We start from the raw sequence: 22322 nt of genomic DNA, 5'->3' as shown, positions 1-22322 counted from the left end.
TATAGCAAGTGGCTTGCCGGCGCGTGTTGCCGGCGGGCGACCTGCAAGGGCAGGCGCGGCACCGGGAGGATCCGATGAAGGCGCATCTTTCGACTCGCACCACCACGGGAATGGCCGCGCTGGCCTGTGCGCTGGCTTTTGGCGGTCCCGCTTATGCGCAGACCCAGCCAGAGCCCGCCGCGGATGCGGCCGCGCCCGGGCAGGACGAAGCCACCGAAGTCGTGGTGACCGGCATTCGCCAGAGCCTTGCCGACGCGCAGAGCGTCAAGCGCAACTCGGCGCAGGTGGTCGATGCGATCTCGGCCGAGGATCTCGGCAAATTCCCCGACAAGAATATCGGCGAGGCGCTCCAGCGCGTCACCGGCGTGCAGATCACCCGCGCGGCGGGCGAGGGGCAGAACGTCTCGATCCGCGGCGCCGATCCGTCGCTCAACCGCGTCGAGATCAACGGCCAGACCGCGCTGTCGACGGTGGTCGGCAGCTCACGCGCAGTCGAGTTCCGCGATATGCCGGTCGAGTTCGTCTCGCGCGTCGAGGTGGTCAAGTCGGCCACCCCCGACATGGTCGAGGGCGGCCTCGGCGGCACGGTGCGCATCGTCACGCGGCGGCCGTTCGACAGCAAGAAGCCGTTCATCGCCGGATCGGTGCAGGGCATTTACGGCACGCTTGCCGGCAAGCTCGATCCCAAGCTCGCGATCATCGGCAGCACACTCTTCAACAACGACACGATGGGCATCCTCGTCTCGGCGACCTACGAGAATCGCAGCCTGTGGTACGATCAGCTGCGCACCACCGGCTGGCGCCAGATCGATCGCGATCCCGCGACCGCCGGGATCCAGCTGCTCGACCTCAACGGCGACGGCAGCGGCGATTTCTACCCCGACATCCCGCGCCCGGTGATCAACCGCGAATCCACCAAGCGCGGCGCGATCAACGGCGTGTTCGAATGGCGCCCCAACAGCGATTTCCGGGCCTTCATCGAAGGCACCTACACAAAGTCGCGGCTGACGCTGGACAGTCAGTTCCTCCAGCTCAACACCGTGCAGAACGTGGCGAATGGCGGCGTCGATCCGGCGCGCACCACGATCGGATCGGACGATACCGCGAGCAGCGTGACCTTCATCGGCTCGCTCGCCGCACCGGGCGGCCTTGGTGTCAGCTATCGCAACATTTTGGGCACGCAGGACCGCAACACCTTCAACGGTCAGACCGGGTTCGACTGGACGGTTGGCCGGCTGACGCTGCAGGCGCGCGGCGGCTATGCCAAATCGCGGGCGTACAACAACGAGATCAACGCCACCGCAGGGGCGCTCGGCCTCTCCTCGCTGACGATCGACTATGACAATGATCAGCAGGCACCCAACATCACGCTGCCGATCGACCAGACCACCTCGCAGGGCGTAAACCAGCTGATCGTGCTGCGCCGGCCGCGCTACAATGATCAGGAGGAGTGGGACGGCCGGCTCGACGCCGAGTTCAAGCCCGACGGCGGCTTCTTCACGTCGCTCAAGGCCGGCATCCAGAAGCGCGTGCTCACCGCCGACAGCCGCTATTACGACAAGTCGATCACGCTCAACGGCTATAACGGCACGACGGTGACCAACACCTATGCCACGGGCGTGAGCTCGAACGTCACCGTCTCGACCGTTCCAGCCGCGCAGCTGACCCAGCAGATTCGCGATCTGCTCACCGCCAACGCGACGCTGGGCGACCATGACTTCTTCGGCAATGCCGATCGCGGCTTCGACGGCGGTATCCGGCGTTGGCTCAACCTCGGCATGGACGTGGCGGACGCGGTCGGCATCCCCGATCCGTTCGTCAATCCGGTGCCGCTCGATACGTGGGAAGTGAAGGACAATAATCTCGCCGGCTACGGCCAGGCGGCGTTCGCCTTTGGCGGCGGCGTGCGGATCACCGGCGTGGCGGGTCTGCGCGTGGTCGACACGCGCACCACCTCGGACGGCTTCCAGGTGCGCGCCGGCACGGTGACCCCGGTGTCGTTCGAAGGGCATTATACCGAGTTCCTGCCCTCGCTGAACCTCAAGGCCGAGCTGATCCCCAACAAGCTCCAGCTGCGCGCGACCGCGACCGAGGTGCTCGCGCGGCCCTCGCCGGCGCAGCTCGCGCCGCGCTTCGCGCTCGATGCGGTGGGTCTCACCGGCTCGCGTGGCAATCCGGGCCTCGAGCCCTATCGCGCGCGGCAATATGATCTCGGGATCGAATATTACCCGAACCGCACCGGCTATATCTCGGCGGCCTATTTCCGGAAGGAGATCGGATCGTTCATCCAGAATGGCAGCGAAGCCTATGTCGAGCCGACCACCGGCGTGACCTATACGGTGACGGTGCCGGTCAACGGCAGCAGCAAGGTGACGATCAACGGGGCCGAGATCGGCGGCCAGTACGTCCTCGATTTCCTGCCCGGTGCGCTCGGCAATCTCGGCGTGATCGCCAACTACACCTATTCGAAGGATTCGGGCTATGCCGACCGCGACGTATTCACCGGCTCGGCGCTGTCGTTCCCGGGGCTGTCGCGGCACAGCTACAATCTGTCGGGCTTTTACGAGGACAGCGTGTTCAACGCGCGCGTCTCGTACAATTGGCGGTCCAAATATCTGATCACCTCGCGTGGGCGTGGCAACAATCCCGAGTTCGGCGAGGCGTTCGGGCAGGTCGACGCCTCCGCCGGGGTGAACCTCAACCAGAACGTCTCGCTGTTCTTCGAGGGCGTGAACCTGACCAACGCGGTGCGCGCCGAGAACGCCAACAGCATCTATCGGCGGACGATCATCGAGACCTATGGTCGTCGCTTCTACGGCGGCGTGCGCGCGCGCTTCTGATCGAACCGGCCGGCGGAGGTACCGCCGGCCGCGACAAACATAGGGGAGGGGCCGCATGAAACGGCTGGTCGCGCTGTCGTTGCTGCTGTTGCCGTCTCCGCTCGCGGCGCAGACCGCGGGCCCCGAGGCGCTGTGGAACAGCTTCCTCGCGCCGCCCGACGATGCACGGCCGATGGTGCGCTGGTGGTGGTTCGGCCCCGCCGTCACCACGCACGAGATCGACCGCGAGATCCGCGCGATGAAGGCGGGCGGGTTCGGCGGGTTCGAAGTGCAGCCCGTCTACCCGCTGTCGCCGGACAGCGCGACGCTCCGCAACCTGCCCTATCTGTCCGACGATTTCATCGCTGCGCTGCGCCATGCCGCGCAGACCGGGCGCGCCGAGGGCATGCGCGTCGACGTCACCGGCGGCAGCGGCTGGCCGTTCGGCGGCCCGCATATCCCGGTCGATCAGGCCGCGGCCAATGTGCGGTTGGTGCGCGTATCGCTGGCAGCGGGCGTGGGTGAATTGACGCGCCCGGCGCTCGGCCCCGGCGAGAGCCTGCTCTCCGCGATGATCGGCCCCGAAGGCGTCAGCGCCAAAGCGGATCGCCCGCTCGCCCCGCTCGATGTGCGCGAGGATCGCGTCGCAGTGGCGCCGGCGGACCAGCCGCGCGAGGCGCTGTTCTTCATCGCCGGGCGGACCGGCCAGCAGGTCAAGCGCGCCGCGATCGGCGCCGAAGGCTATGTGCTCGATCATATCGATCCCGCCGCGGTGGCGAACCATCTCCGCACGGTCGGCGATCGCCTTCTCGAAGCCTTTGCCGGCGGGCCGCCGCCCGACGCGGTCTTTTCGGACAGCCTCGAGGCCTATGGCTCGAGCTGGACCGGCGACCTGCCGGCCGAGTTTCGGCGACGGCGCGGCTATGACCTGATCGCGCATCTGCCGGCGCTGTTCCTCGACACGCCCGAGAGCGCGGCGGTCCGCTATGATTGGGCGGAGACGCTCTCCGAACTGGTCGACGCGCGCTATCTCGCGCCGATCGATGCCTGGGCGCGCTCGAAGGGCACGCGCTTCCGCGCGCAGGTCTATGGCTTCCCCCCGCCGACGCTGTCGAGCAACGCGCTGGTCGCGCTGCCCGAGGGGGAGGGCGCCGACTGGCGCAGCTTCACTTCGACGCGGTGGGCAACCTCGGGCGCGCATCTCTACGACAAGCCGGTGGTATCTTCCGAAGTGTGGACCTGGCTCCGCTCGCCTTCGTGGGCAGCGACGCCGCTCGACATGAAGGTCGAGGCCGATCGCCATTTCCTGCAGGGCGTGACGCAGCTGGTCGGCCATGGCTGGCCCTACAGTCCGCCCGAAGCCGGCGAGCCCGGCTGGGCATTCTACGCCGCGGCGGCGCTCAACGAGCATAATCCGTGGTTCGGCGTGATGCCCGATGTGACGCGCTATCTCCAGCGCGCCTCGTTCCTGCTCCGGCAGGGCGAGGCGGCCAACAGCGTCGCCATCTACCTGCCGATCGAGGATGCGTTCGCGGCGATGCGGCCCGAAGCCGCATCGGTCAACGAGGCGATGCATCGCCGCGTGCGCGATGCGCTGATCGCGCAGGTGCTCGACAATGGCTATGGCTTCGACTTTGTCGACGCCGGCGCGCTGGCGTCGCGGGGCATCCGGCACAAGGCGCTGGTGCTGCCTTCGATGGAGCGGATCGATCCCGCCGCCTATGCCGCGATCGCGCGCTGGGTGAAGGCAGGCGGGCGCGTGATCGCGATCGAGGGGCTGCCGTCGAACGCCGGCGGGTTGCGCGATGACGCGGGCCGCGCGCGGGTGCAGGCGGTGTCGCGGCGCCTGGCGCGGAGCAAGGGCGTCGTCATCGTGAAGGAGGGCGCGCTCGGGCCGGCGCTGCGGGCGGCGATTTCTCCCGAGGTCCGCACCGCGGCACCGGCGCCGGCGCTCGGCTTCCTCCATCGCCGGCTGGCCGATGGCGACGTCTATTTCGTCGTGAACACCGGCAATGTGCCGCTGCGGACAAGCGCGCGCTTCGCCGGCGATCGCGGCAATGGCAGCTGGTGGGATGCGCTGCACGGGACGCGCCGCGCGGCGGGGAGGGGCGACATCGCCGTCGATCTCGCACCCTATGAATCGCGCTTCCTCCTGTTCGGCGGGCCTGCCCGGCAACCGGCGGCACCGTCGATCGCACCGCTGAGCGCGGCGGCACGGGACTGGACCCTGTCGATCGCAGGGCGTCCCGAACAGCCGCTTCCGAAGTTCGGCTCATGGACCGCCGATCCGGCGCTGCGGCATTTTTCGGGGACCGCGGTGTATCGGGCGAGGCTCGATCTCGATCCGGGGGACGCGGGCAAATGCCTCGCGCTCGACTTCGGCGCGCCGGCCCCGGCCGGCGCCGTTTCGAACCAGGCGCGGCCCTTCGCCGCGATCGAGGCGCCGATCCGCGACGCGGCGATCGTCTCGGTCAACGGCAAGCCGATCGGCAGCGTCTGGGCGCCGCCCTATCGCATCGACCTGTCGGGGCTGCGCGTCGGGCGGAATGCGATCGAGGTGGCGGTGTCGAACACCGCGCTCAATCGCCTCGCCGGGCGGGCGCGCACCGATTATCGGCTGCTGAGCGCGCGGTTCGGCGAACGCTTCACCGCGCAGGATCAGGACAAGATCGTCGCGCAGCCTTCGGGATTGCTGCGCGCGCCGACGCTCGTCGAGACCGGCGCCGGCGATTGTCGTTGAGCGCCTAGTCGACCTCGGCCAGCGACGGCGCGGCGATGAGCTCGTCGGTGAAGCGCTTGCGCCACCACATCACGTCCTCGCGCTCGACGCCGTCCATCAGCGCTCGCCACCGCGCGATCCGTTCGTCGCGCGGCATGCGCAGCGCCGTGAGGATCGCGTCGGAGATCTCCTCGGCGCTGTAGGGATTGACCAGCACCGCTTCCTGCATCTGCGCCGCCGCGCCGGCGAAGCGCGAGAGGATGAGCACCCCAGGATCGCCAGGATCCTGCGCGGCGACATATTCCTTGGCGACGAGGTTCATCCCGTCGCGCAGCGGCGTGACCAGCCCGATCCGCGAGGCGCGGTACACGCCGGCCAGCACGTCGCGCGGATAGCCCTGGTTGACGTAGCGGATCGGCACCCAGTCGAGATCGGCATGCTCGCCGTTGATCCGCCCCGACAGGCCTTCGAGCGTGTTGCGGATGCGCTGGTAGCTCCCCACCGATGCGCGCGAGGGCGGGGCGATCTGGAGCAGGAACAGCTCCTTGCGCTCCTCCGGATGCTCGAGGAGGAAGCGCTCGAAGCCGAGCAGACGCTCTTCGAGCCCCTTGGAATAATCGAGCCGGTCGACGCCGACGATCATCGCGCGGCCGACTGCGCTGCGCTCCATCTGGCGGCAGGTGTGCTGCGCGGTATCGCTCGCGGCGAGCGCGCGGAACTCGGCGGTGTCGATGCCGATCGGGCAGACGATCACGCGCACCGTGCGGCCGCCGAAGCGGATGACGTCGCCATCCTCCTCAATGTCGGCGCCCATCTCCAGCCGCGCGAAATCGCAGAAGGATTCGAGCCATTCCGCGGTGTGGAAGCCGAGCACGTCATAGGCGAACAGCGTCTCGACCAGCTCGTTCGCCTCGGGCAGCGTGGCGAGCAGGCGGCGCGGCGGCCACGGCGTGTGGAGGAAGAAGCCGATCCGGTTCGCGCAGCCACGCCGGCGCAATTCCTGGCCGAGCGGGATCATGTGATAGTCCTGGATCCAGACGGTGTCGTCCTGCTCGATCAGCGGCCGCACGGTGTCGGCGAAGCGCTCGTTGACGCGTTGATAGCCGCCGGCGAAGCCGCGCTCATATTCGGCGAGGTCCATCCGATAGTGGAAAAGCGGCCACAACGTCCGGTTCGCATAGCCGTTATAATATTCGTCGATATCCTGCTCTTCGAGATCGACCGTCGCAGTGGTGTAGCCGTCGCCGCGCTGGAGGTTGACCTGCCCGGTGAAGACGTCGGTCTGCCCGCCCGACCAGCCGAACCAGATCCCGCCCATCTCGCGCAGGGCGGATTGCAGCGCGACGGCGAGCCCGCCCTGCGCGCCCGAATGCGAGCCCTCGGCCGGGGCGACGCGGTTCGAGATGACGATGAGGCGGCTCAACGCACCGAACTCCATGGCTTGCTGAGCAGCACCGCGCAGTTGATCATCCCGACCAGCGAATAGGTTTGCGGGTAATTGCCCCAGAGCTCGCCGGTCACAGGGTCGATATCCTCCGATAACAGCCCCGCGGCAGTCCGGCGGGTGAGCATCTCCTCGAACAGCGCCCGCGCATCGGCGCCGCGCCCGGTGAAGTGCAGCGCCTCGATCAGCCAGAAGGTGCAGACGTTGAACGCGGTCTCGGGCAGGCCGAAATCGTCTTCGGTGGCATAGCGCAGCATGTGCGAGCCGCGCCGCAACCCCGCCTCGACCGCGGTCAGCGTGTCCTTGAAGCGCGAATCCTCGGGCGAGAGGAAACGCAGGTCGAGCAGCTGGATCAGGCTGGCGTCGAGGTCGTCGCCGGCGAAGGTGGCGGACATGCGCCGGGTATCGGTGCGCCATGCCGAGCCTTCGATCCGCGCGCGGATCTGGTCGGCGCGGTCCTGCCAGAAGTCGCGGCGATCCTCGAGGCCGAGCGCCTGCGCGGCGTTGGCGAGCCGGTCGCACGCCGCCCAGCACATCGCGGCGGAATAGGTGTGGACGCTCTGCCGGGTGCGCAGTTCCCACAGCCCGGCATCGGGCTGGTCGTGATAGGTCCAGGCGCGCTCGCCGACCTTTTCCAGCGCCTCGAAATCCTCGACCCCGGCCATGCGGAACAGCCTTTGGTCGAAGAACGCCTGGGCGTTGGAGAGCACGATCTGGCCATAGGCGTCGTGCTGGATCTGCTCATAGGCCTGGTTGCCGACGCGGACCGGGCCCATGCCGCGATAGCCGGCCAGATCGGAGGCGAAGCGCTCCTCGAGCGTCGCCTCGCCGAGCACGCCGTAGAGCGGCTGGATATGCCCGCCGCGCGCGCCATCGACGATATTGCGGAGATAGCCGAGATAGGCCTCGAGCACGTCGAGCGCGCCGAGCCGGTTGAGCGCCTGGACGGTGTAATAGGCGTCGCGGATCCAGCAGTAGCGATAGTCCCAGTTGCGCTGCGATCCGGCATGTTCGGGGATCGAGGTGGTGAGCGCGGCGACGATCGCGCCGGTCTCCTCGTGCTGGCAGAGCTTGAGGCTGATCGCCGAGCGGATCACGACCTCCTGCCATTCGAGCGGGATCGCGAGCCCGCGCACCCATTCGCGCCACTCCTCCTCGGTATCGTGGAGCATCGCGTCGAGCGTCGCGGCGATGTCGCCGGTGAAGCTCTCGTCGGGGCCGAGGAAGAAATGGAGCGGGCGTTCGAGCCGGAAGGCGCGCTCCTCGTGCACCATGCCGACCGGGGCGGTCGTGGTGAGCCGCATCGTCAGCGCGTCCATCTGGTAGCGCAGATGGTTCGATCCGCCGATGCGACGCGTGCAGGCGCCGCCCCAGCCGCAGGTCGGCCGCAGCCGCACCCGGATGCGCGGGCTACCGGCGACGGGGCGGACGATCCGCGCGAACGCGACGGGGCGGTAGCTCCGGCCGAGACGGCGGAAATAGGGGCAGAAGTCGATGACTTCGATCGCGTTCCCGGCGGAATCGACATGGCGGGTGACTAGCACCGGGGTGTTTCGGCGATATGCCTGCTCGGTCGAGACCACATCGTCGAGCTCGATGCTCCAATAGCCCGCCTCGGGAGCCTCGCCGCCGACCAGCGCCGAGAAGAGCGGATCGCCGTCGACGCGCGGCACGCAGCCCCAGACGAAGCGGCCGGCGCGATCGACGAGCGCGCTGACCTGGCAATTGCCGATCGGCCAGAGATCTAGATCGATCATGCCGCGCTGCCTGCGGCGAGCCAGTCGCGCACCGCGGCAACATCGTCGAGCCGATAGCGCGCCGCGCTCGGCCGCGGCGAGCCAATCAGGATGCCGGCACCGCCCAGTTCGCCAGCCGCGATGAAGCCGGGCTCGTCGGTGAGGTCGTCGCCCATGAACAGGGGACGCGTGGACACCATGCGGGGTTCCGCCATCAACGCACGGATCGCCGCGCCCTTGTCTCCACCCGCGGCACGGACCTCGACCATCATCTTGCCCGGCTGGAAGTGGAGACCATGTTCCGCCGCCAGCTCGCGGGCGAGCGTCTCACAGGAACCGGCCTCTTCGGGCGCCTGGCGGTAATGGAGCGCGACGCCGAGCGGCTTTTCCTCGATGCGCAGGCCGGGATGTCGCTCGGCGTGCCTGCGGATCCGTTCGAAGGCTGCGCCGAGCGCGGCCGGGCGATCGGCACTGGCGCGGCGCCCGTCGGCGTGGCGAAACTCCATGCCGTGGCTGCCGACGATGTCGAGCGCCGGCAAGTCGAGCAGCTGCGCGAGCTGCTCGGCCGGCCTGCCGCTGATCAGCACCACGCGACCGTTCAGTCGGGCGTGCAGCGATGCGAGCAGGTCGCGCAGCCGCGCGTCGACCATCACCGCCTCGGGCGTCTCGGCGATCGCGACGAGGGTCCCGTCGAAATCGAGGAACAGGCTCGCATTGCCGTCCAGCAGGCTGGCGGGGGGTGGGGGCAAAGCGGCGGTCGGGGAGGGGGCGTACGCAGTCACTGCCCAATTATCGTATCGGAGCCGTTATTGTTCCCCCGAAACCGACGAACCGAGCCCGAAGCTCCGCAACGACCCGTGACCGGCCGCGCCGCCCAGCGCCGGATCGCGGCAAGCGGGAGCATCGCGCTCGCTGTCGCGTTGATGTGCTGCGATGGGGTGTTCGCAGCCGGTTGAGGAGAAGCGCGATGAAGGTCCTGATATCGCCGGCGATTCTCGCCGCGATCGGCGGCACTGCCGTCGCCGGGCAGTCGCCGCAGCAGACTCCGCTCGCAAGCTCGACGCCGCAGACGACCTCGCCTGCGACGACCACACCCGACGCCAACACGCCGCCGGCCGATCCGAGGACCGGCACCACCGGCTCGGGGACGACGCGCCTCGCGTCCGATCCTGCTCCCGAGGGCGCAAGCCCCGCGCGCCCTGCGGCAAGCACGGCAACCGCGACGCCCTCTGCAAGCACGCCGCGCGACTATCCGCGCTGCTCGCGGACGCTGAAGGATCAGTGCCGCCAGCCGGGCAGCCGCTAGGGCGGCCGATCGCACCTCGGATCGAGCGCGGCTAGCCCAGCAACGCCTCGATCTGCGCCTCGGCGATCGCCCGGGCCTCGGTCGCGTCGAGCACCGCGGGCGAAAGGCACAGCTCGAGCCATAGGCCGTCGACCAGCGCGGTGATCGCGATCGCGGCGCGGCGCCGCGCCGCCGGCGCGAGCCCGCAGGCTCCCAGCAGCGCCTCCAGCGCGTCGCGATAGCGCGCATATTGCGTGTCGTGGAGCGCGGCGATCTCCACGCGCGCGATCACCAGCCCCCAGAACGCCGTCCAGGTCGCGAGCAGCGCGCGGTCGGCGATCGGCGACAGGAAGCTCGCCGCGACATAGGCCATGAGCCGTGCGCGCGGGTCATTCCCGGCACCGGCTACCGCGGCATCGAGCGCCGCGGAGACTTGCTCGCCGATCTGGGCATAGGTTGCTGCGATCAGCGCATCGACCCCGCCGAAATGGTGCGTGACCAGCCCCGGCGACACGCCCGCCTCGAGCGCGATCGCGCGCACCGATGCGCCGCCGGCGCCGTCGCGTGCCAGCACGCTCGCAGTGGCCTCGATCAGCGACTGGCGCCGCGCATCGGGCTCGGCGCGGGTGAAGCCGGACTTGCTCATTGCCCCAGCTTATTATACGATCGTACAACAAGCAATCGGAGCCGGCCATGGCGACCCTCGCCTCCCTTCCAGAAGTCGATCCCGATGCCGACTGGTCGCTGCCGGGCTGGATCTACACCGACCCCGAGTTCCTGAGCGTCGAGACCGACCGCATCCTGCGCCCGTCGTGGCAGATCGTCTGCCACGAGAGCGATATCGCCGAGCCCGGCGCGTGGCGGACGCTTTCCTATCTCGGCGAGAATGTCGTCGCTTTGCGCGGCCGCGACGGGGTGATCCGAGCCTTTCATAACGTGTGCCGGCACCGCGCGATGCGGATCGTCGAGGGCGATGCGGGCTGCGCGAAGAAGCTCGTCTGCCCCTATCATGCCTGGGTCTACGAGCTCGACGGCACCCTTTCTGGCGTGCCGATGCGGCGCGACTATCCGGCGCTCGACATGGCGGCGAGCGGGCTCGTCCCGGTCGACCTGTCGATCTGGCGCGGCTTCGTCTTCGTCCGGCTGGAAGATGACGGCGGGCCGTCGGTCGCCGAGATGATGGCGCCCTACGAGGCCGAGATCGCCCCTTATCGTCTCGAGGAGATGCGCCGGATCGGCGACGTCCGCACCCGCGACCGCGCGGTCAACTGGAAGAATGTCGGAGACAATTATTCGGACAATCTCCACATCCCGGTCGCGCATGACGGGCTGACCCGGCTGTTCGGAAAATCCTATGCGATCGAGGCGTCAGGCTGGGTCGACAAGATGTCGGGCTATCTCGTCGACCGCCCTTCAGCCAATCCGTGGGAGGCCTTCTACCAGCGCCATCTGCCGCGGGTCGATCACCTGCCCGAAGCCAACCAGCGGCTGTGGCTCTATTACAAGCTCTGGCCCAACATGGCGTTCGACATTTACGCCGACCAGATCGACTTTATGCAGTGGCTGCCGACTTCGCCGACGACCTGCGTGCTGCGCGAGATGACCTTCGCGTTGCCCGACGACCGCCGCGAGATGAAGCTGGTCCGCTACGCCAACTGGCGGATCAACCGCGTGGTCAATGCCGAGGACACCTGGCTGATCGAGCGCGTCCAGCAGGGGATGGCGTCGTCGAGCTACACTGCCGGGCCGATCGGCGCGAGCGAAGTGTGCCTGCGCAGCTTCGCCGCCAAGGTGCGCGCGATCATTCCCGAGGCAAGGCAGCACCGCGCGCCGGCACCGGGCTGGTCGCGGCGCCCGCACACCATCTGATTTTCCGGGGGACGCATGCAGAAATACGACGCGATCGTCATCGGCGGCGGGCATAACGGCCTCGTCTGCGCCTTCTATCTCGCGCGCGCCGGGCTGAAGGTCCGGGTGCTCGAACGGCGCGACGTCGTCGGCGGCGCGGCAGTGACCGAGGAATTCCATCCCGGCTTCCGCAACTCGACGGCGAGCTACACCGTCAGCCTGCTCCGCCCCAAGGTGATCCAGGACATGAAGCTGCACGAGCGCGGCTGGCGGATCATCGAGCGGACGATCAGCAACTTCTTCCCCCACGAGAACGGCTATCTCAAGCTCGGCGGCGGCACCGCACGCACGCAGGCCGAATTCGCGCGGTTCAGCCCGAAGGACGCCGAGACCTTCCCCAAATATGAGGAAGCGCTGGAGCGCGTCGCCGAAGTGCTGCGCGACATGGCGCTCAAGACTCCGCCCAATGCCGGCGGCGGCGTTCGCGCACTGCTTGCCGCGGCATTGCAGGGAAAGCGGCTCGCCGGGATGGACATCGAGGCGCAGCGCGACGTGATGGACCTGTTCGTCAAGTCGGCGCGCGATTTCCTCAATAGCTGGTACGAGAATCCGTACATCCAGGCGGCGTTCGGCTTCGACGCAGTGGTCGGCAATTATGCCAGCCCGGACACGCCCGGCAGCGCCTATGTGCTGCTCCACCACGTCTTCGGCGAGATCAACGGCAAGAAGGGCATGTGGGGCCACAGCGTCGGCGGGATGGGCGCGATCACGCAATATATGGCCGAGGCTTGCATCGAGGCAGGCGTCGAGATCAGCCTCGAAGCGCCGGTCGCCAAGGTGCTGGTCGACGGCAAGAAGGTCGCCGGCGTTCGGCTTGAGTCGGGCGAGGAAATCGCCGCGCCGATCGTCGCGGCCAATGTCGGCCCGGCCCTGCTTTATCGCCAGCTCGTCGATCGCACCGACATGACGCCCGAATTCGCCCGGCGCATGGACAATTTCAAAGCGGGATCGGGCACCTTCCGGATGAATGTCGCGCTCTCCGAGCTCCCCGATTTCACCGTGCTTCCCGGCAAGGAGAAGGCCGAGCACCACACCGCCGGGATCATCATCTCGCCGACGCTCGACTATATGGACGACGCCTTCACCAGCGCGAAGGCGAAGGGCTGGTCCGACGAACCGATCGTCGAGATGAAATTGCCGACGTCGGTCGATGACAGCCTCGCCCCGCCGGGGATGCACATCGCCAGCCTGTTCTGCCAGCAATTCGCGCCCGTGCTGCCCGACGGCCGCAGCTGGGACGACGAGCGCGAGGCGGCGGCCGACCACATCATCGATACGGTCACCAAGCATGCCCCCAATTTCAAGGCGTCGATCGTCGGCCGCCAGATCCACAGCCCGCTCGATCTCGAGCGCAAATTCGGGCTGATCGGCGGCGACATCATGCACGGCCATATGTCGCTCGATCAGCTCTGGGCGGCGCGGCCGGTACTCGGCCATGGCGACTATCGCGCGCCGATTTCGGGGCTCTACATGTGCGGCGCGGGGACGCATCCGGGCGGCGGCGTCACCGGCGCGCCGGGGCACAACGCCGCGCACGAGATCCTGCGCGATCGCTCGCTGGTCAGGCGACTGCTGCCGGTGTGAACTATCCTCCCCCGCCAGGGGGAGGTGTCAGCGCAGCTGACGGAGGGGGAGGACTCGCTGAGCGCAGTGATTCCTCCCCCTCCGTCGCCTTCGGCGCCACCTCCCCCTGGCGGGGGAGGATCAGGGGTTTCGCCGCACCCAGAGGAACATCGGCAAACCCAGCGCGAGCAGCCCGAGACCCCACAGATTGGCGTGCAGGCCGAGCCCGTAGACCATCCACAGCACGAAGCCCGCCGAGACGATCGCGGCGAGCTGTACGGCGCGGTCGCCGGCGAGCAGCTTCAGCGCCGCCAGCGCGCTGACGAAATAGGCGAGCATCCCCGCGGCGAGGCTGATCGTCGCGATCTCGGCGAACAGCGCGCCGGTCGAGCCCGTATAGTTGAGCGCCATCACGATCGTCACCAGCACGCCCGAGACGAGGTGCGCGCGCGCCGGGGTGCCGCGGCGGCTCTCCTTGCCGAACCACGCGGGGAAAACGCCGCCGCGCGCCATCGCCCACGGCATCTCGCCCTGCAGCAGCACGAAGCCGTTGAGCGTGCCGAGCGCGCTGATCGCCGCGAACAGGGCGACGATCGCCTGCGCGCCGCTTCCCCAGGAGCGGCCGAGAAAATCGGCGAGCGGGGCGGGCGAGGCGGCGGTCACGCTCGCCGGCAGCATCAGCGCGACCGAGCCGGCGACGAGGACGTAGACCGCGCCGGTCAGCGCAGTGCCGAGCAGGGTGACGAGCGGCACCGTCCGTGCCGCGTTCCGGACCTTGTCGGCGGGGACGGTGGCGGATTCGACGCCGAGAAACCCCCAGAATGTCAGCGCGACCGCACCGGCGACGGCATTGGCGCTGATCGGCACCGCCGGATTGGCTGCGATCGCCGTCGCGCCATCGCGTGCCAGCAGCCATAGCGCGAGCAGGATCACCGCGACGAGCGGTGCCAGCTTGAGCACCGCCGTGATCAGCTGGATCCGCCCCGCCAGCGCGACGCCGCGAATGTTCACCGCGACGGCCGCCCAGATCAGCAGCAGCGCGGTGGCGAAGGCCGGGGTGCCGCCGGCGAGCATGGGGAAGGGCACGCTCAGCGCGCTCACCACGGCGATCGCCAGCGCGCCATTGCCTGCCCAGACGAGGATCCAGTAGCTCCACGCCACTGCGAACCCGATTGTCGGGCCGAACGCGGCGTCGGCGAACGCATAGGGGCCGCCGGCGCAGGGCAGCTTCGCCGCGAGCCGCGCGAAGACAAAGGCCAGCGCCATCGCGCCGACGATCGTCACGCCCCAGCCGATCATCGCATTGGCGCCGAGCGGCGCGAGCGTGGCGGGGAGCAGATAGATCCCCGATCCGATCATGTTGCCCACCACCAGCGCCAGCGCCGGCCAGAAGCCGAGCGCGCGTCGCGACGGTGGGGCGGGCTCCCTCACGCGTCCCCGTTTACGGTCACGATGCGTGGAGGCGAACCGATCATGTCGCCGACGACCAGCGCAACCGGCTCAGCGAAAGGTCTCAGCAGTTGCCGCCGCCTTCCGGACAGCGGTCCGTAATATCGGACCCGGAAAATCCGAAAAAGAGCAAGAACAGCGACGTCAGTTCGTCCACGACCGATCCTCTGCCCGTTGAGCGAGATCGTCAGCATACACGCTGTTCGACGCAATGCTACGGTCAACCAAGGTCGTCGGGGGAAGCGGCAGGCGCGCGTGTCCAGCATGAAATCGAGCGCTTGATCGCCGCGCGGACGCGTGGTCATCTCGGCCCGATGCCCGCGACGCGCTTCCCCCCGGATCTGATGGCAGCCGCGCTCGCGCTGCACGACAACCGCCTTCCCGACGCCGAGCGCGGCCTCAAGGACTATCTCAAGCGCGATCCGTTCGATGCCCGCGCGATCCGCATGCTCGCCGAGCTCGCCGGGCGGATCGGGCGGCTGAAGGATGCCGAGGCGCTGCTCCGCCGCGCGGTCGAGATCGCACCCGCCTTCACCGCCGCGCGCGCCAATCTCGCGCTGGTGCTCTACCGCCAGAACCGCGCGAGCGAGGCGCTCGAGGAACTGGACCTGCTCGTCGAAGCCGAGCCCGATCATCCCGGCCACGCCAATCTCAAGGCCGCGACGCTCGGCCGGCTCGGCGCCTTCGAGGAGGCGATCCTGCTCTACGAGCGCGTCCTCGCCGAGGCGCCCGCGCAGCCCAAGCTGTGGATGAGCTATGGCCATATGCTCAAGACCGTCGGACGCCAGGCGGACGGCATCGCCGCCTATCGCAAGGCACTGGCGCTTTCGCCGACCCTGGGCGAGGCGTGGTGGAGCCTCGCCAACCTCAAGACCGTGCGCTTCGACGATGCCGACATCGCCGCGATGGAGGCTGCGCAGACCGAGCCCGGCATCGGCGACGAGGATCGCTTCCACCTCGACTTCGCGCTCGGCAAGGCGTTCGAGGACCGGCGCGAGGCCGACCGGGCCTTTGCGCATTATGCCGCGGGCAATGCGCTGCGGCGGACCCGGCTCGTCTACGACGCCGACGAAACCGGGCGCTTCGTCGACGATTGCATCGCGCTCGCCACCCCCGAATTCTTCGCCGAGCGCACCGGCCGGGGCAGCGATGCGCGCGACCCGATCTTCATCCTCGGCATGCCGCGCGCGGGATCGACGCTCGTCGAGCAGATTCTCGCCAGCCACAGCCTGATCGAAGGCACCACCGAGCTGCCCGATCTGCCCGCGCTCGCGCGAAAAATTCCGAACTATCCGCATGGACTGACCACCCTGATGGCTGAACGCACGCGCGAGCTCGGTGAGGAGTATCTCCGTCGCACCGCGGTCCAGCGCCGAACCGACCGGCCCTTGTTCATCGACAAGCTCCCCAACAACTGGGCGCATGTCGTGCTGATCCGGCTGATCCTGCCCAACGCCACGATCATCGACGCGCGCCGCGAACCGCGGGCATGCTGCTTCTCCAACTTCAAGCAGCATTTCGCGCGCGGCCAGGCATTCAGCTACGCGCTCGACGACATGGGGCGCTATTATCGCGACTATGTGCGGCTGATGGCGCATCTCGACCGCGTCCAGCCGGGGCAGGTCCACCGGGTGATCCACGAAGCGCTGGTGGCGGATACCGAGGCCGAAGTGCGTCGGTTGCTGGACGCCTGCGGCGTAGCGTTCGAGCCCGCCTGCCTCGCCTTTCACGAAACCGAGCGCGCGGTCCGCACCGCCAGCTCCGAGCAGGTGCGCCAGCCGATCTTCACTGGCGGCGACCGCGCGTGGCGGCCGTTCGCGCCGCATCTCGACCCGCTGAGCGCCGCGCTGGGCGATGTCGTCGATGCCTATCCGCAAGCGCCGGCATCTTTGTAACGTTGCAGAAACATCACGGTCGCCGAAGAACGCACATCGGTATCCGGCGCGACGATTGACGGCTGCTGCGTCGCAGCACAGTCTCTACTTACATTGATGTTACGTGGGGGCTGCGATGATCCTATCCGTGCGCCGTGCCGTGATTTCCGGGCTGCTCGCTTCGACCGCCCTGACGCTTCCCGCCGCCGCGCAGACCCAGGATTCGCAAACTACTACTCCCACCGATCTTCCTCCCGACCGCGACGAGATCGTCGTCACTGCGCAGAAGCGCGACGAGAACATCCAGTCGGTCCCGATCAGCATCCAGGCGATCGGCACGCGCAAGCTCGATCAGCTCAACATCTCGAACTTCAACGAATATACCCAGCTGCTGCCCTCGGTCGCGTTCCAGACCATCCAGCCGGGCTCCACCACCGTCTATATGCGCGGCGTCGCATCGGGCGGTGACGGCAACCATTCGGGCTCGCTGCCTTCGGTCGGTTCCTATCTCGACGAGCAGCCGGTGACGACGATCGGCGGCACGCTCGACGTTCATATCTACGATATCGCCCGGATCGAGAGCCTCGCGGGTCCGCAGGGCACGCTGTATGGCGCGTCGAGCCAGGCGGGCACGATCCGCATCATCACCAACAAACCCGACGCCTCGGCGTTCGACGGCCGCGTCGATGCCGAGGTCAACACGGTCGCGCATGGCGGGCAGGGCGGCAAGCTCGAAGGCATGATCAACGCGCCGCTGTCGAACTGGGCGGCGCTGCGTGTCGTCGGCTTCTACCAGCGCGACGCCGGCTTCATCGACAACGTGCCCGGCACGCGCAGCTTCCTGCCGACGCCGGGCGGGATCACCGTCGACAACGACGAATTCGTCGAGGAGAATTACAACGACACCGAGACCTGGGGCGGCCGCGCCGCGCTCAAGGTCGATCTCGACGAGACCTGGACCGTCACGCCGAGCGTGCTGTATCAGGAGATGCGCAGCCACGGCACCTATGGCTTCGATCCGCAGGTCGGCGATCTCGAGCTCCAGCATTTCTACCCCGAATATCGCCGCGATCGCTTCATCCAGGGCGCGCTGACGATCGAGGGAAAGATCGGCAACTGGGACGTCACCTATGCCGGTGCCTATCTCGACCGGAGAACCGCCTCGTCGAGCGACTATACCGATTATTCCGAGGCTTATGACAATCTCTACGCCTCGGTCGGCGGGCTCGCCGGCTATTTCTATTATCAGGACAATGCCGGCAACACGATCGATCCACGCCAGGTCGTGGTCGCGTCGGACCATTTCAAGAAGACCAGCCAGGAGCTGCGCGTCGCTTCGCCGTCCGAAGAGCGTTTCCGGGTCGTCGCGGGCATGTTCTACCAGCGTCAGTCGAACCTGATCCATCAGGACTATCAGATCCCCAATCTCGGCGACGCGGTTTCGGTCAACGGCTCGCCGGGCACCTTGTGGCTCACCCAGCAGCACCGCGTCGACAAGGACTATGCGATGTTCGGCGAGGCGAGCTTCGACCTGACGCCGAAGATCAGCTTCACCGCGGGCGCGCGCGCCTATATCTTCGACAATTCGCTGATCGGCTTCTTCGGCTTCGGCAGGAATCCGGGCGTCGATCCCGCCGACGGACGCCCCTACACCGCGTCGCCGTTCAACGCCGCGGGAAGCTCGCGCACCGGCGTCGCCAGCTGTTTCCTCGCCGATGGGCGGACCTTGCGCGACGCCTATCTGGACGGGAGCGCGACCAACACGCTGCTCCCGGCGACGGTCTCGGGCGGGCCCTGCACCAATCTCGCGACCTATGTGGCGGGCGAGCTCCGGCCCAAGGAGACGAGCGGGCAGGGCGTAACCTATCGCTTCAACCTGACGTGGAAGCCGAGCGACGACCTGCTCTTCTACGCCGTCGCCTCGAGCGGCTTCCGGCCGGGCGGGATCAATCGCCGCGGCGACGTCGCGCCTTATGCCACCGACGTCCTCTACAATTACGAGCTCGGCTGGAAGACCACGCTGGCCGACGGCAGGTTGCGCTTCAACGGCGCGATCTACCAGCAGAGCTGGAAGGACTTCCAATTCTCGTTCCTCGGCGAGAACAGCTTCACGATCATCCAGAACGGGCCCGATGCGCGCATTCGCGGCGTCGAGATGGACGCCAACCTCGCGCTCGGCGGACTCTCGCTGACGGCGGCGGGATCGTACACCGACGCCAAGACGCGCGAGGATCTGTGCGAGACGCAGATCTGCATCGGCGATGGCAGCGACGTGCTGGCGCCCGAAGGTACGCGTCTGCCGATCACGCCGCGCTTCAAGATCAGCGGCACCGCGCGCTATGCCGTGCCGATCGGATCGGGCCGCGGCTATGTGCAGGGGCTGATCGCGCATCAGAGCTCCGCCTCGTCGGACATCCGGATCGCCAAGGCGGCGGCGCTCGGCAGGCTCGAGGCCTATACGACCGGTAACCTCGCCTTCGGATTCGAGCTGTCGCGCTATAATTTCGAGCTGTTCGCGCAAAACATCTGGGACGAGCGCGGGCAGATATCGCGCTTCCAGCAATGCGGCGCGTGCGATCAACGGCATTATATCGTCCCGATCATGCCGCGGACGATCGGCATCAGGGCGGGAACGCGGTTCTAGCCGTCGCCGACCGGCCCGTGCCGGGGCTTGACCTTCGCTAGCGCTGTTGCCCAGAGGCAGCGCGTGACGACGAAACTCTCACTCCGCGAGGCGCGCCGGGTCGCGCTCGCCGCGCAGGGCTTCGGCGTCCGCCATCCCGAACGGCCGGGCGCGGCGCGCCTGCTGGCGACGCTCGACCGGCTCGGGCTGTTCCAGATCGACAGTGTCAACGTGCTCACCCGGGCGCATTATCTCCCCGCCTTCTCGCGGCTGGGAGGCTATGACCGCACCCTGCTCGAGCGGCACGCCTGGGGCCCGAAGCGGCAGCGGCGGCTGTTCGAATATTGGGCGCACGAGGCCTCGCTGTTGCCGCTCGACCTGCATCCCTTGCTGCGCTGGCGGATGGCGCGCGCCGAGCGTGGCGAGATCGGCTACCGGGCGCTCCGCCGCTTCGCCACCGAGCAGCGGCCCGAAGCGCAGGCGGTGCTCGATCGGATAATCGCCGAAGGCCCGATGGCCGCCGCCGATTTCGAGCAGGGATCGAGCAAGAGCGGCTGGTGGGAATGGAGCCACACCAAGCACGCGCTCGAATGGCTGTTCTGGTCGGGCCAGATCACGACGGCCACCCGCCGCGGCAGCTTCGCGCGGCTCTACGACTTGCCCGAACGCGTGCTGCCGAAGGCGGTGCTGGAGTTGCCGACGCCCGACGCGATCAGCGCGCAACGCGCGCTGATCGCGCGCAGCGCGCGGGCGCTCGGCATCGCGACCGCGGCGGAGCTGCGCGACTATTTCCGGCTCAAGCCGGACGAGGCCGATCATGCGATCGCTGCGCTGATCGAGGCGGGGATCCTCGTGCCTGTGGCGGTCGAGGGCTGGAGCCAGAAGGCGTGGCTGCACCGCGATGCGCGGATTCCGCGCCGGATCCGCGGCGCCGCGCTGCTCGCGCCGTTCGATCCGCTCGTCTGGGAACGCGGCCGCGCCGAAAGGCTGTTCGGCTTCCGCTACCGGATCGAGATCTATGTGCCGCAGGATAAGCGCGCGCATGGCTATTATGTGCTGCCGTTCCTGATGGACGAGGCGCTGGTCGCGCGCGTCGATCTCAAGGCCGACCGTCAGGCCGGCGTCCTGCGCGCGAACCGCGTCACGCTCGAGCCCGGGGCGCCTGCCGAAACGCAGGAGCGCCTCGTGATCGAGCTCGACCGGATGGCGGCGTGGCTCGGGCTGGACTCGGTCCGGATCGGCAACGCCGGCTAGCGGCCTATCGATACAGCCCCATCGTCACCTTGAGCATCACCGGCTCGCCGGTGAAGTTGAGGCCATAATCGATCTGGTCGCCATTCCAGCGGCGGCGCATCGTCCATTTGCCGGCGACGAAGCTGCCCTCCTCGGCGCTGATCAGCTGCGCCTGCTCGCCGGGGGCGGCGTTGACCGGAGACAGCCGCACCCGGACATGGCTGCCACTGATCAGGAAGGTGTCGGGACCGAGCTGCGCCACGACCATCCCGCCGACCGGCGCCTCCGCGAGCGGCGGCCGGTCCATCTTGATCCAGCTCGTCCAGCCCGGCTCGCCCATCTGCCACTGGCCATATTCCGCGGCGATCCGCCAGCGGCCGAGGACGGTGGACTGCGCCTTGGCGCCCTTCGCCGTGCCCCAGACCGGGTTCTCGAAGGCGATGCGCGCCCAATCGCCGGCCATCGGCGCGAGCATCGCATAGGGACCGGCAAAGGCTTCCATCGTCGCCGGATCGAGCGCCTTGGCGCCGAGCGGGTAATTGAAGAAGCCGGTGGCATCCATGCCGAAGGGCGCGAAGCCGATCGCGCCGCGCCCGAGCGCCGGCCAGAGGAAGCGCGCATAATCGAGCGCATTGCCGATCTCGGGCACCATCAAGGCATTGTCGCGCTGCGCATATTTGTCGAGCAAGCTCTCCACCGCGAGCGCGTCGCGTTTGTAGATGTCGGGCGCAACCAGATCGATGTGCGGCGCCGCCGTTTTCCACACCGGGATGACGTTCCAGTTCGGACCGCCCGACGGCCCGACATTGCCGCCCTCGTCGGTGAACGCATCGCCCAGCGCGGCGTTGACGTACATCGGCAGCGGCTTCACTGCCTTACCGGCAGCCGCGATCTCGTCGATATAGCGCGCGAGATGCCAGGTCTGGAAATATTGCTCGGCGCGCTTGCCGAAGACCGCGGTCCAGCTTCCCGGCTTGACCTTGAGCGCGCGAACCAGCTCGGCGGGCACCGCGCCCCGGAACAGCCGCTCCGCTTCGGGCGCATGGTCGCGGGCGAGCTCGTAGCTGCCCGCCTCATTCTCGGGCTGCACCATGATCACGGTATGATCGCGGTCGATCCTGGCGAGGTGCTTCATCATCGCGACGAAAGCGCGCTTGTCGGCCTCGAGCGTGTTCCGGCCGTGCGGGCTGAGCGCGTAGTGCGTCGCGCCGTCGGGCTTCCGCATCCGCGGGAAGCGGCCGGTGTCGCGCTTCACCCATTCGGGGGCATAGCTGTTGCCGGTGTTCTTCCATGTCGCGAACCACAGCAGCACGAGGCGGAGCTTGTGCGCGCGCGCCTGCTCGATCAGCGTGTCGAGAAAGGCGAAGTCGAACTGCCCCTCGACCGGCTCGACCTGCTCCCACGCGATCGGGATCTCGAGCGTGTTGGCGTGCATCGCCTCGACCACCGGCCAGACCTTGGGCAGCATCGCGGGGTAGTTGCTCGAATTATTGGCCTGCGCGCCGAGCATCAGGAAGGGCGCACCGTCGACGAACAGCGCGTGCCGTCCGTCGCGCGTCACGATGCGCGGCGCCTCTTGCGCCGGAAGCGCTCCCGCCAACAGCGTGGCCGCGCTCGCGCCCACCAGCCACGCCATCCTTTGCCGCATCTGCGCCCCTCCCTGTTTCAC

14 protein-coding genes are annotated in these 22322 nt (G+C 68.2%); 8 read left to right on the top strand and 6 right to left on the bottom strand.

All coding sequences use genetic code 11. From position 1 onward, the window contains the following. Positions 1-74 precede the first annotated feature (74 nt). Complete coding sequence (locus E5A74_RS02565) at positions 75-2840, top strand: TonB-dependent receptor (RefSeq protein ID WP_240699604.1); 2766 nt, start codon at positions 75-77, stop codon at positions 2838-2840. Positions 2841-2895: 55 nt separating this feature from the next. Then, complete coding sequence (locus E5A74_RS02560; RefSeq protein ID WP_135982523.1) at positions 2896-5559, top strand: glycosyl hydrolase; 2664 nt, start codon at positions 2896-2898, stop codon at positions 5557-5559. A 4-nt stretch (positions 5560-5563) separates the two neighbouring features. Here the strand turns inward: E5A74_RS02560 and E5A74_RS02555 are convergent, their stop codons facing one another. The 3 genes from E5A74_RS02555 to otsB are packed head-to-tail and all read right to left on the bottom strand — an operon-like array spanning position 5564 to position 9500. After that, a complete protein-coding gene (locus E5A74_RS02555; protein ID WP_240699603.1) occupies positions 5564-6961 on the bottom strand; it encodes an alpha,alpha-trehalose-phosphate synthase (UDP-forming) in 1398 nt (465 codons plus the stop codon). Beyond that, entirely contained in the window at positions 6958-8739 is a 1782-nt protein-coding gene (locus E5A74_RS02550; RefSeq protein ID WP_135982518.1) for a glycoside hydrolase family 15 protein, read from the bottom strand. The genes E5A74_RS02555 and E5A74_RS02550 overlap by 4 nt, the downstream gene beginning before the upstream one ends. Next, the gene (gene otsB / locus E5A74_RS02545; protein ID WP_166745574.1) at positions 8736-9500 is read right to left on the bottom strand and encodes a trehalose-phosphatase; all 765 of its coding nucleotides are present in this window, start codon (positions 9498-9500) and stop codon (positions 8736-8738) included. Before otsB ends, E5A74_RS02550 begins: the two co-directional genes overlap by 4 nt. A 185-nt stretch (positions 9501-9685) precedes the next feature. Here otsB and E5A74_RS02540 point away from each other — a divergent pair, with 185 nt between their 5' ends. Further along, complete coding sequence (locus E5A74_RS02540) at positions 9686-10024, top strand: hypothetical protein (RefSeq protein WP_135982516.1); 339 nt, start codon at positions 9686-9688, stop codon at positions 10022-10024. A gap of 31 nt (positions 10025-10055) precedes the next feature. On the opposite strand, the gene E5A74_RS02535 is transcribed toward E5A74_RS02540, so the two are convergent. Beyond that, positions 10056-10649: a TetR family transcriptional regulator C-terminal domain-containing protein gene (locus E5A74_RS02535; RefSeq protein ID WP_135982514.1), complete on the bottom strand. Its 594-nt coding sequence runs from the start codon at positions 10647-10649 to the stop codon at positions 10056-10058. A 47-nt stretch (positions 10650-10696) separates the two neighbouring features. Here E5A74_RS02535 and E5A74_RS02530 point away from each other — a divergent pair, with 47 nt between their 5' ends. Then, the gene (locus E5A74_RS02530; RefSeq protein WP_135982512.1) at positions 10697-11872 is read left to right on the top strand and encodes an aromatic ring-hydroxylating oxygenase subunit alpha; all 1176 of its coding nucleotides are present in this window, start codon (positions 10697-10699) and stop codon (positions 11870-11872) included. 15 nt (positions 11873-11887) lie between these two features. Further along, positions 11888-13495 (top strand): phytoene desaturase family protein, encoded by a 1608-nt coding sequence (locus tag E5A74_RS02525; protein ID WP_135982510.1) that lies wholly within the window; start codon positions 11888-11890, stop codon positions 13493-13495. 120 nt (positions 13496-13615) lie between these two features. On the opposite strand, the gene E5A74_RS02520 is transcribed toward E5A74_RS02525, so the two are convergent. Beyond that, positions 13616-14905: an amino acid permease gene (locus tag E5A74_RS02520; protein ID WP_240699602.1), complete on the bottom strand. Its 1290-nt coding sequence runs from the start codon at positions 14903-14905 to the stop codon at positions 13616-13618. Positions 14906-15267: 362 nt separating this feature from the next. Between E5A74_RS02520 and E5A74_RS02515 the strand changes: the two genes are divergently transcribed. The 3 genes from E5A74_RS02515 (at position 15268) to E5A74_RS02505 (ending at position 20674) form a co-directional block, all read left to right on the top strand. Continuing rightward, complete coding sequence (locus tag E5A74_RS02515; protein WP_135982508.1) at positions 15268-16818, top strand: tetratricopeptide repeat-containing sulfotransferase family protein; 1551 nt, start codon at positions 15268-15270, stop codon at positions 16816-16818. Positions 16819-16933: 115 nt separating this feature from the next. Next, entirely contained in the window at positions 16934-19441 is a 2508-nt protein-coding gene (locus tag E5A74_RS02510) for a TonB-dependent receptor (protein WP_135982506.1), read from the top strand. A gap of 63 nt (positions 19442-19504) precedes the next feature. After that, entirely contained in the window at positions 19505-20674 is a 1170-nt protein-coding gene (locus tag E5A74_RS02505) for a winged helix-turn-helix domain-containing protein (RefSeq protein ID WP_135982504.1), read from the top strand. A gap of 4 nt (positions 20675-20678) precedes the next feature. Here E5A74_RS02505 and E5A74_RS02500 read toward each other — a convergent pair whose 3' ends face one another. Next, on the bottom strand, positions 20679-22301 hold the full coding sequence (locus tag E5A74_RS02500; RefSeq protein ID WP_240699601.1) for a DUF5597 domain-containing protein: 1623 nt from the start codon (positions 22299-22301) through the stop codon (positions 20679-20681). Positions 22302-22322: the final 21 nt, after the last annotated feature.

Source organism: Sphingomonas naasensis, from assembly GCF_004792695.1.
Lineage (GTDB): Bacteria > Pseudomonadota > Alphaproteobacteria > Sphingomonadales > Sphingomonadaceae > Sphingomonas > Sphingomonas naasensis.
Note: the sequence above shows the minus strand (reverse complement) of the source record. Positions and strands in the feature narration are given on the sequence as shown.

What these genes read in the sequence shown, in the direction of transcription:
- E5A74_RS02550 (WP_135982518.1), bottom strand. Translation starts at nt 8,739, where the DNA reads ATGATCGATCTAGATCTCTGGCCGATCGGCAATTGCCAGGTCAGCGCG.
- E5A74_RS02560 (WP_135982523.1), top strand. Translation starts at nt 2,896, where the DNA reads ATGAAACGGCTGGTCGCGCTGTCGTTGCTGCTGTTGCCGTCTCCGCTC.
- E5A74_RS02500 (WP_240699601.1), bottom strand. Translation starts at nt 22,301, where the DNA reads ATGCGGCAAAGGATGGCGTGGCTGGTGGGCGCGAGCGCGGCCACGCTG.
- E5A74_RS02535 (WP_135982514.1), bottom strand. Translation starts at nt 10,649, where the DNA reads ATGAGCAAGTCCGGCTTCACCCGCGCCGAGCCCGATGCGCGGCGCCAG.
- E5A74_RS02540 (WP_135982516.1), top strand. Translation starts at nt 9,686, where the DNA reads ATGAAGGTCCTGATATCGCCGGCGATTCTCGCCGCGATCGGCGGCACT.
- E5A74_RS02525 (WP_135982510.1), top strand. Translation starts at nt 11,888, where the DNA reads ATGCAGAAATACGACGCGATCGTCATCGGCGGCGGGCATAACGGCCTC.
- E5A74_RS02515 (WP_135982508.1), top strand. Translation starts at nt 15,268, where the DNA reads ATGGCAGCCGCGCTCGCGCTGCACGACAACCGCCTTCCCGACGCCGAG.
- E5A74_RS02530 (WP_135982512.1), top strand. Translation starts at nt 10,697, where the DNA reads ATGGCGACCCTCGCCTCCCTTCCAGAAGTCGATCCCGATGCCGACTGG.
- E5A74_RS02510 (WP_135982506.1), top strand. Translation starts at nt 16,934, where the DNA reads ATGATCCTATCCGTGCGCCGTGCCGTGATTTCCGGGCTGCTCGCTTCG.
- E5A74_RS02565 (WP_240699604.1), top strand. Translation starts at nt 75, where the DNA reads ATGAAGGCGCATCTTTCGACTCGCACCACCACGGGAATGGCCGCGCTG.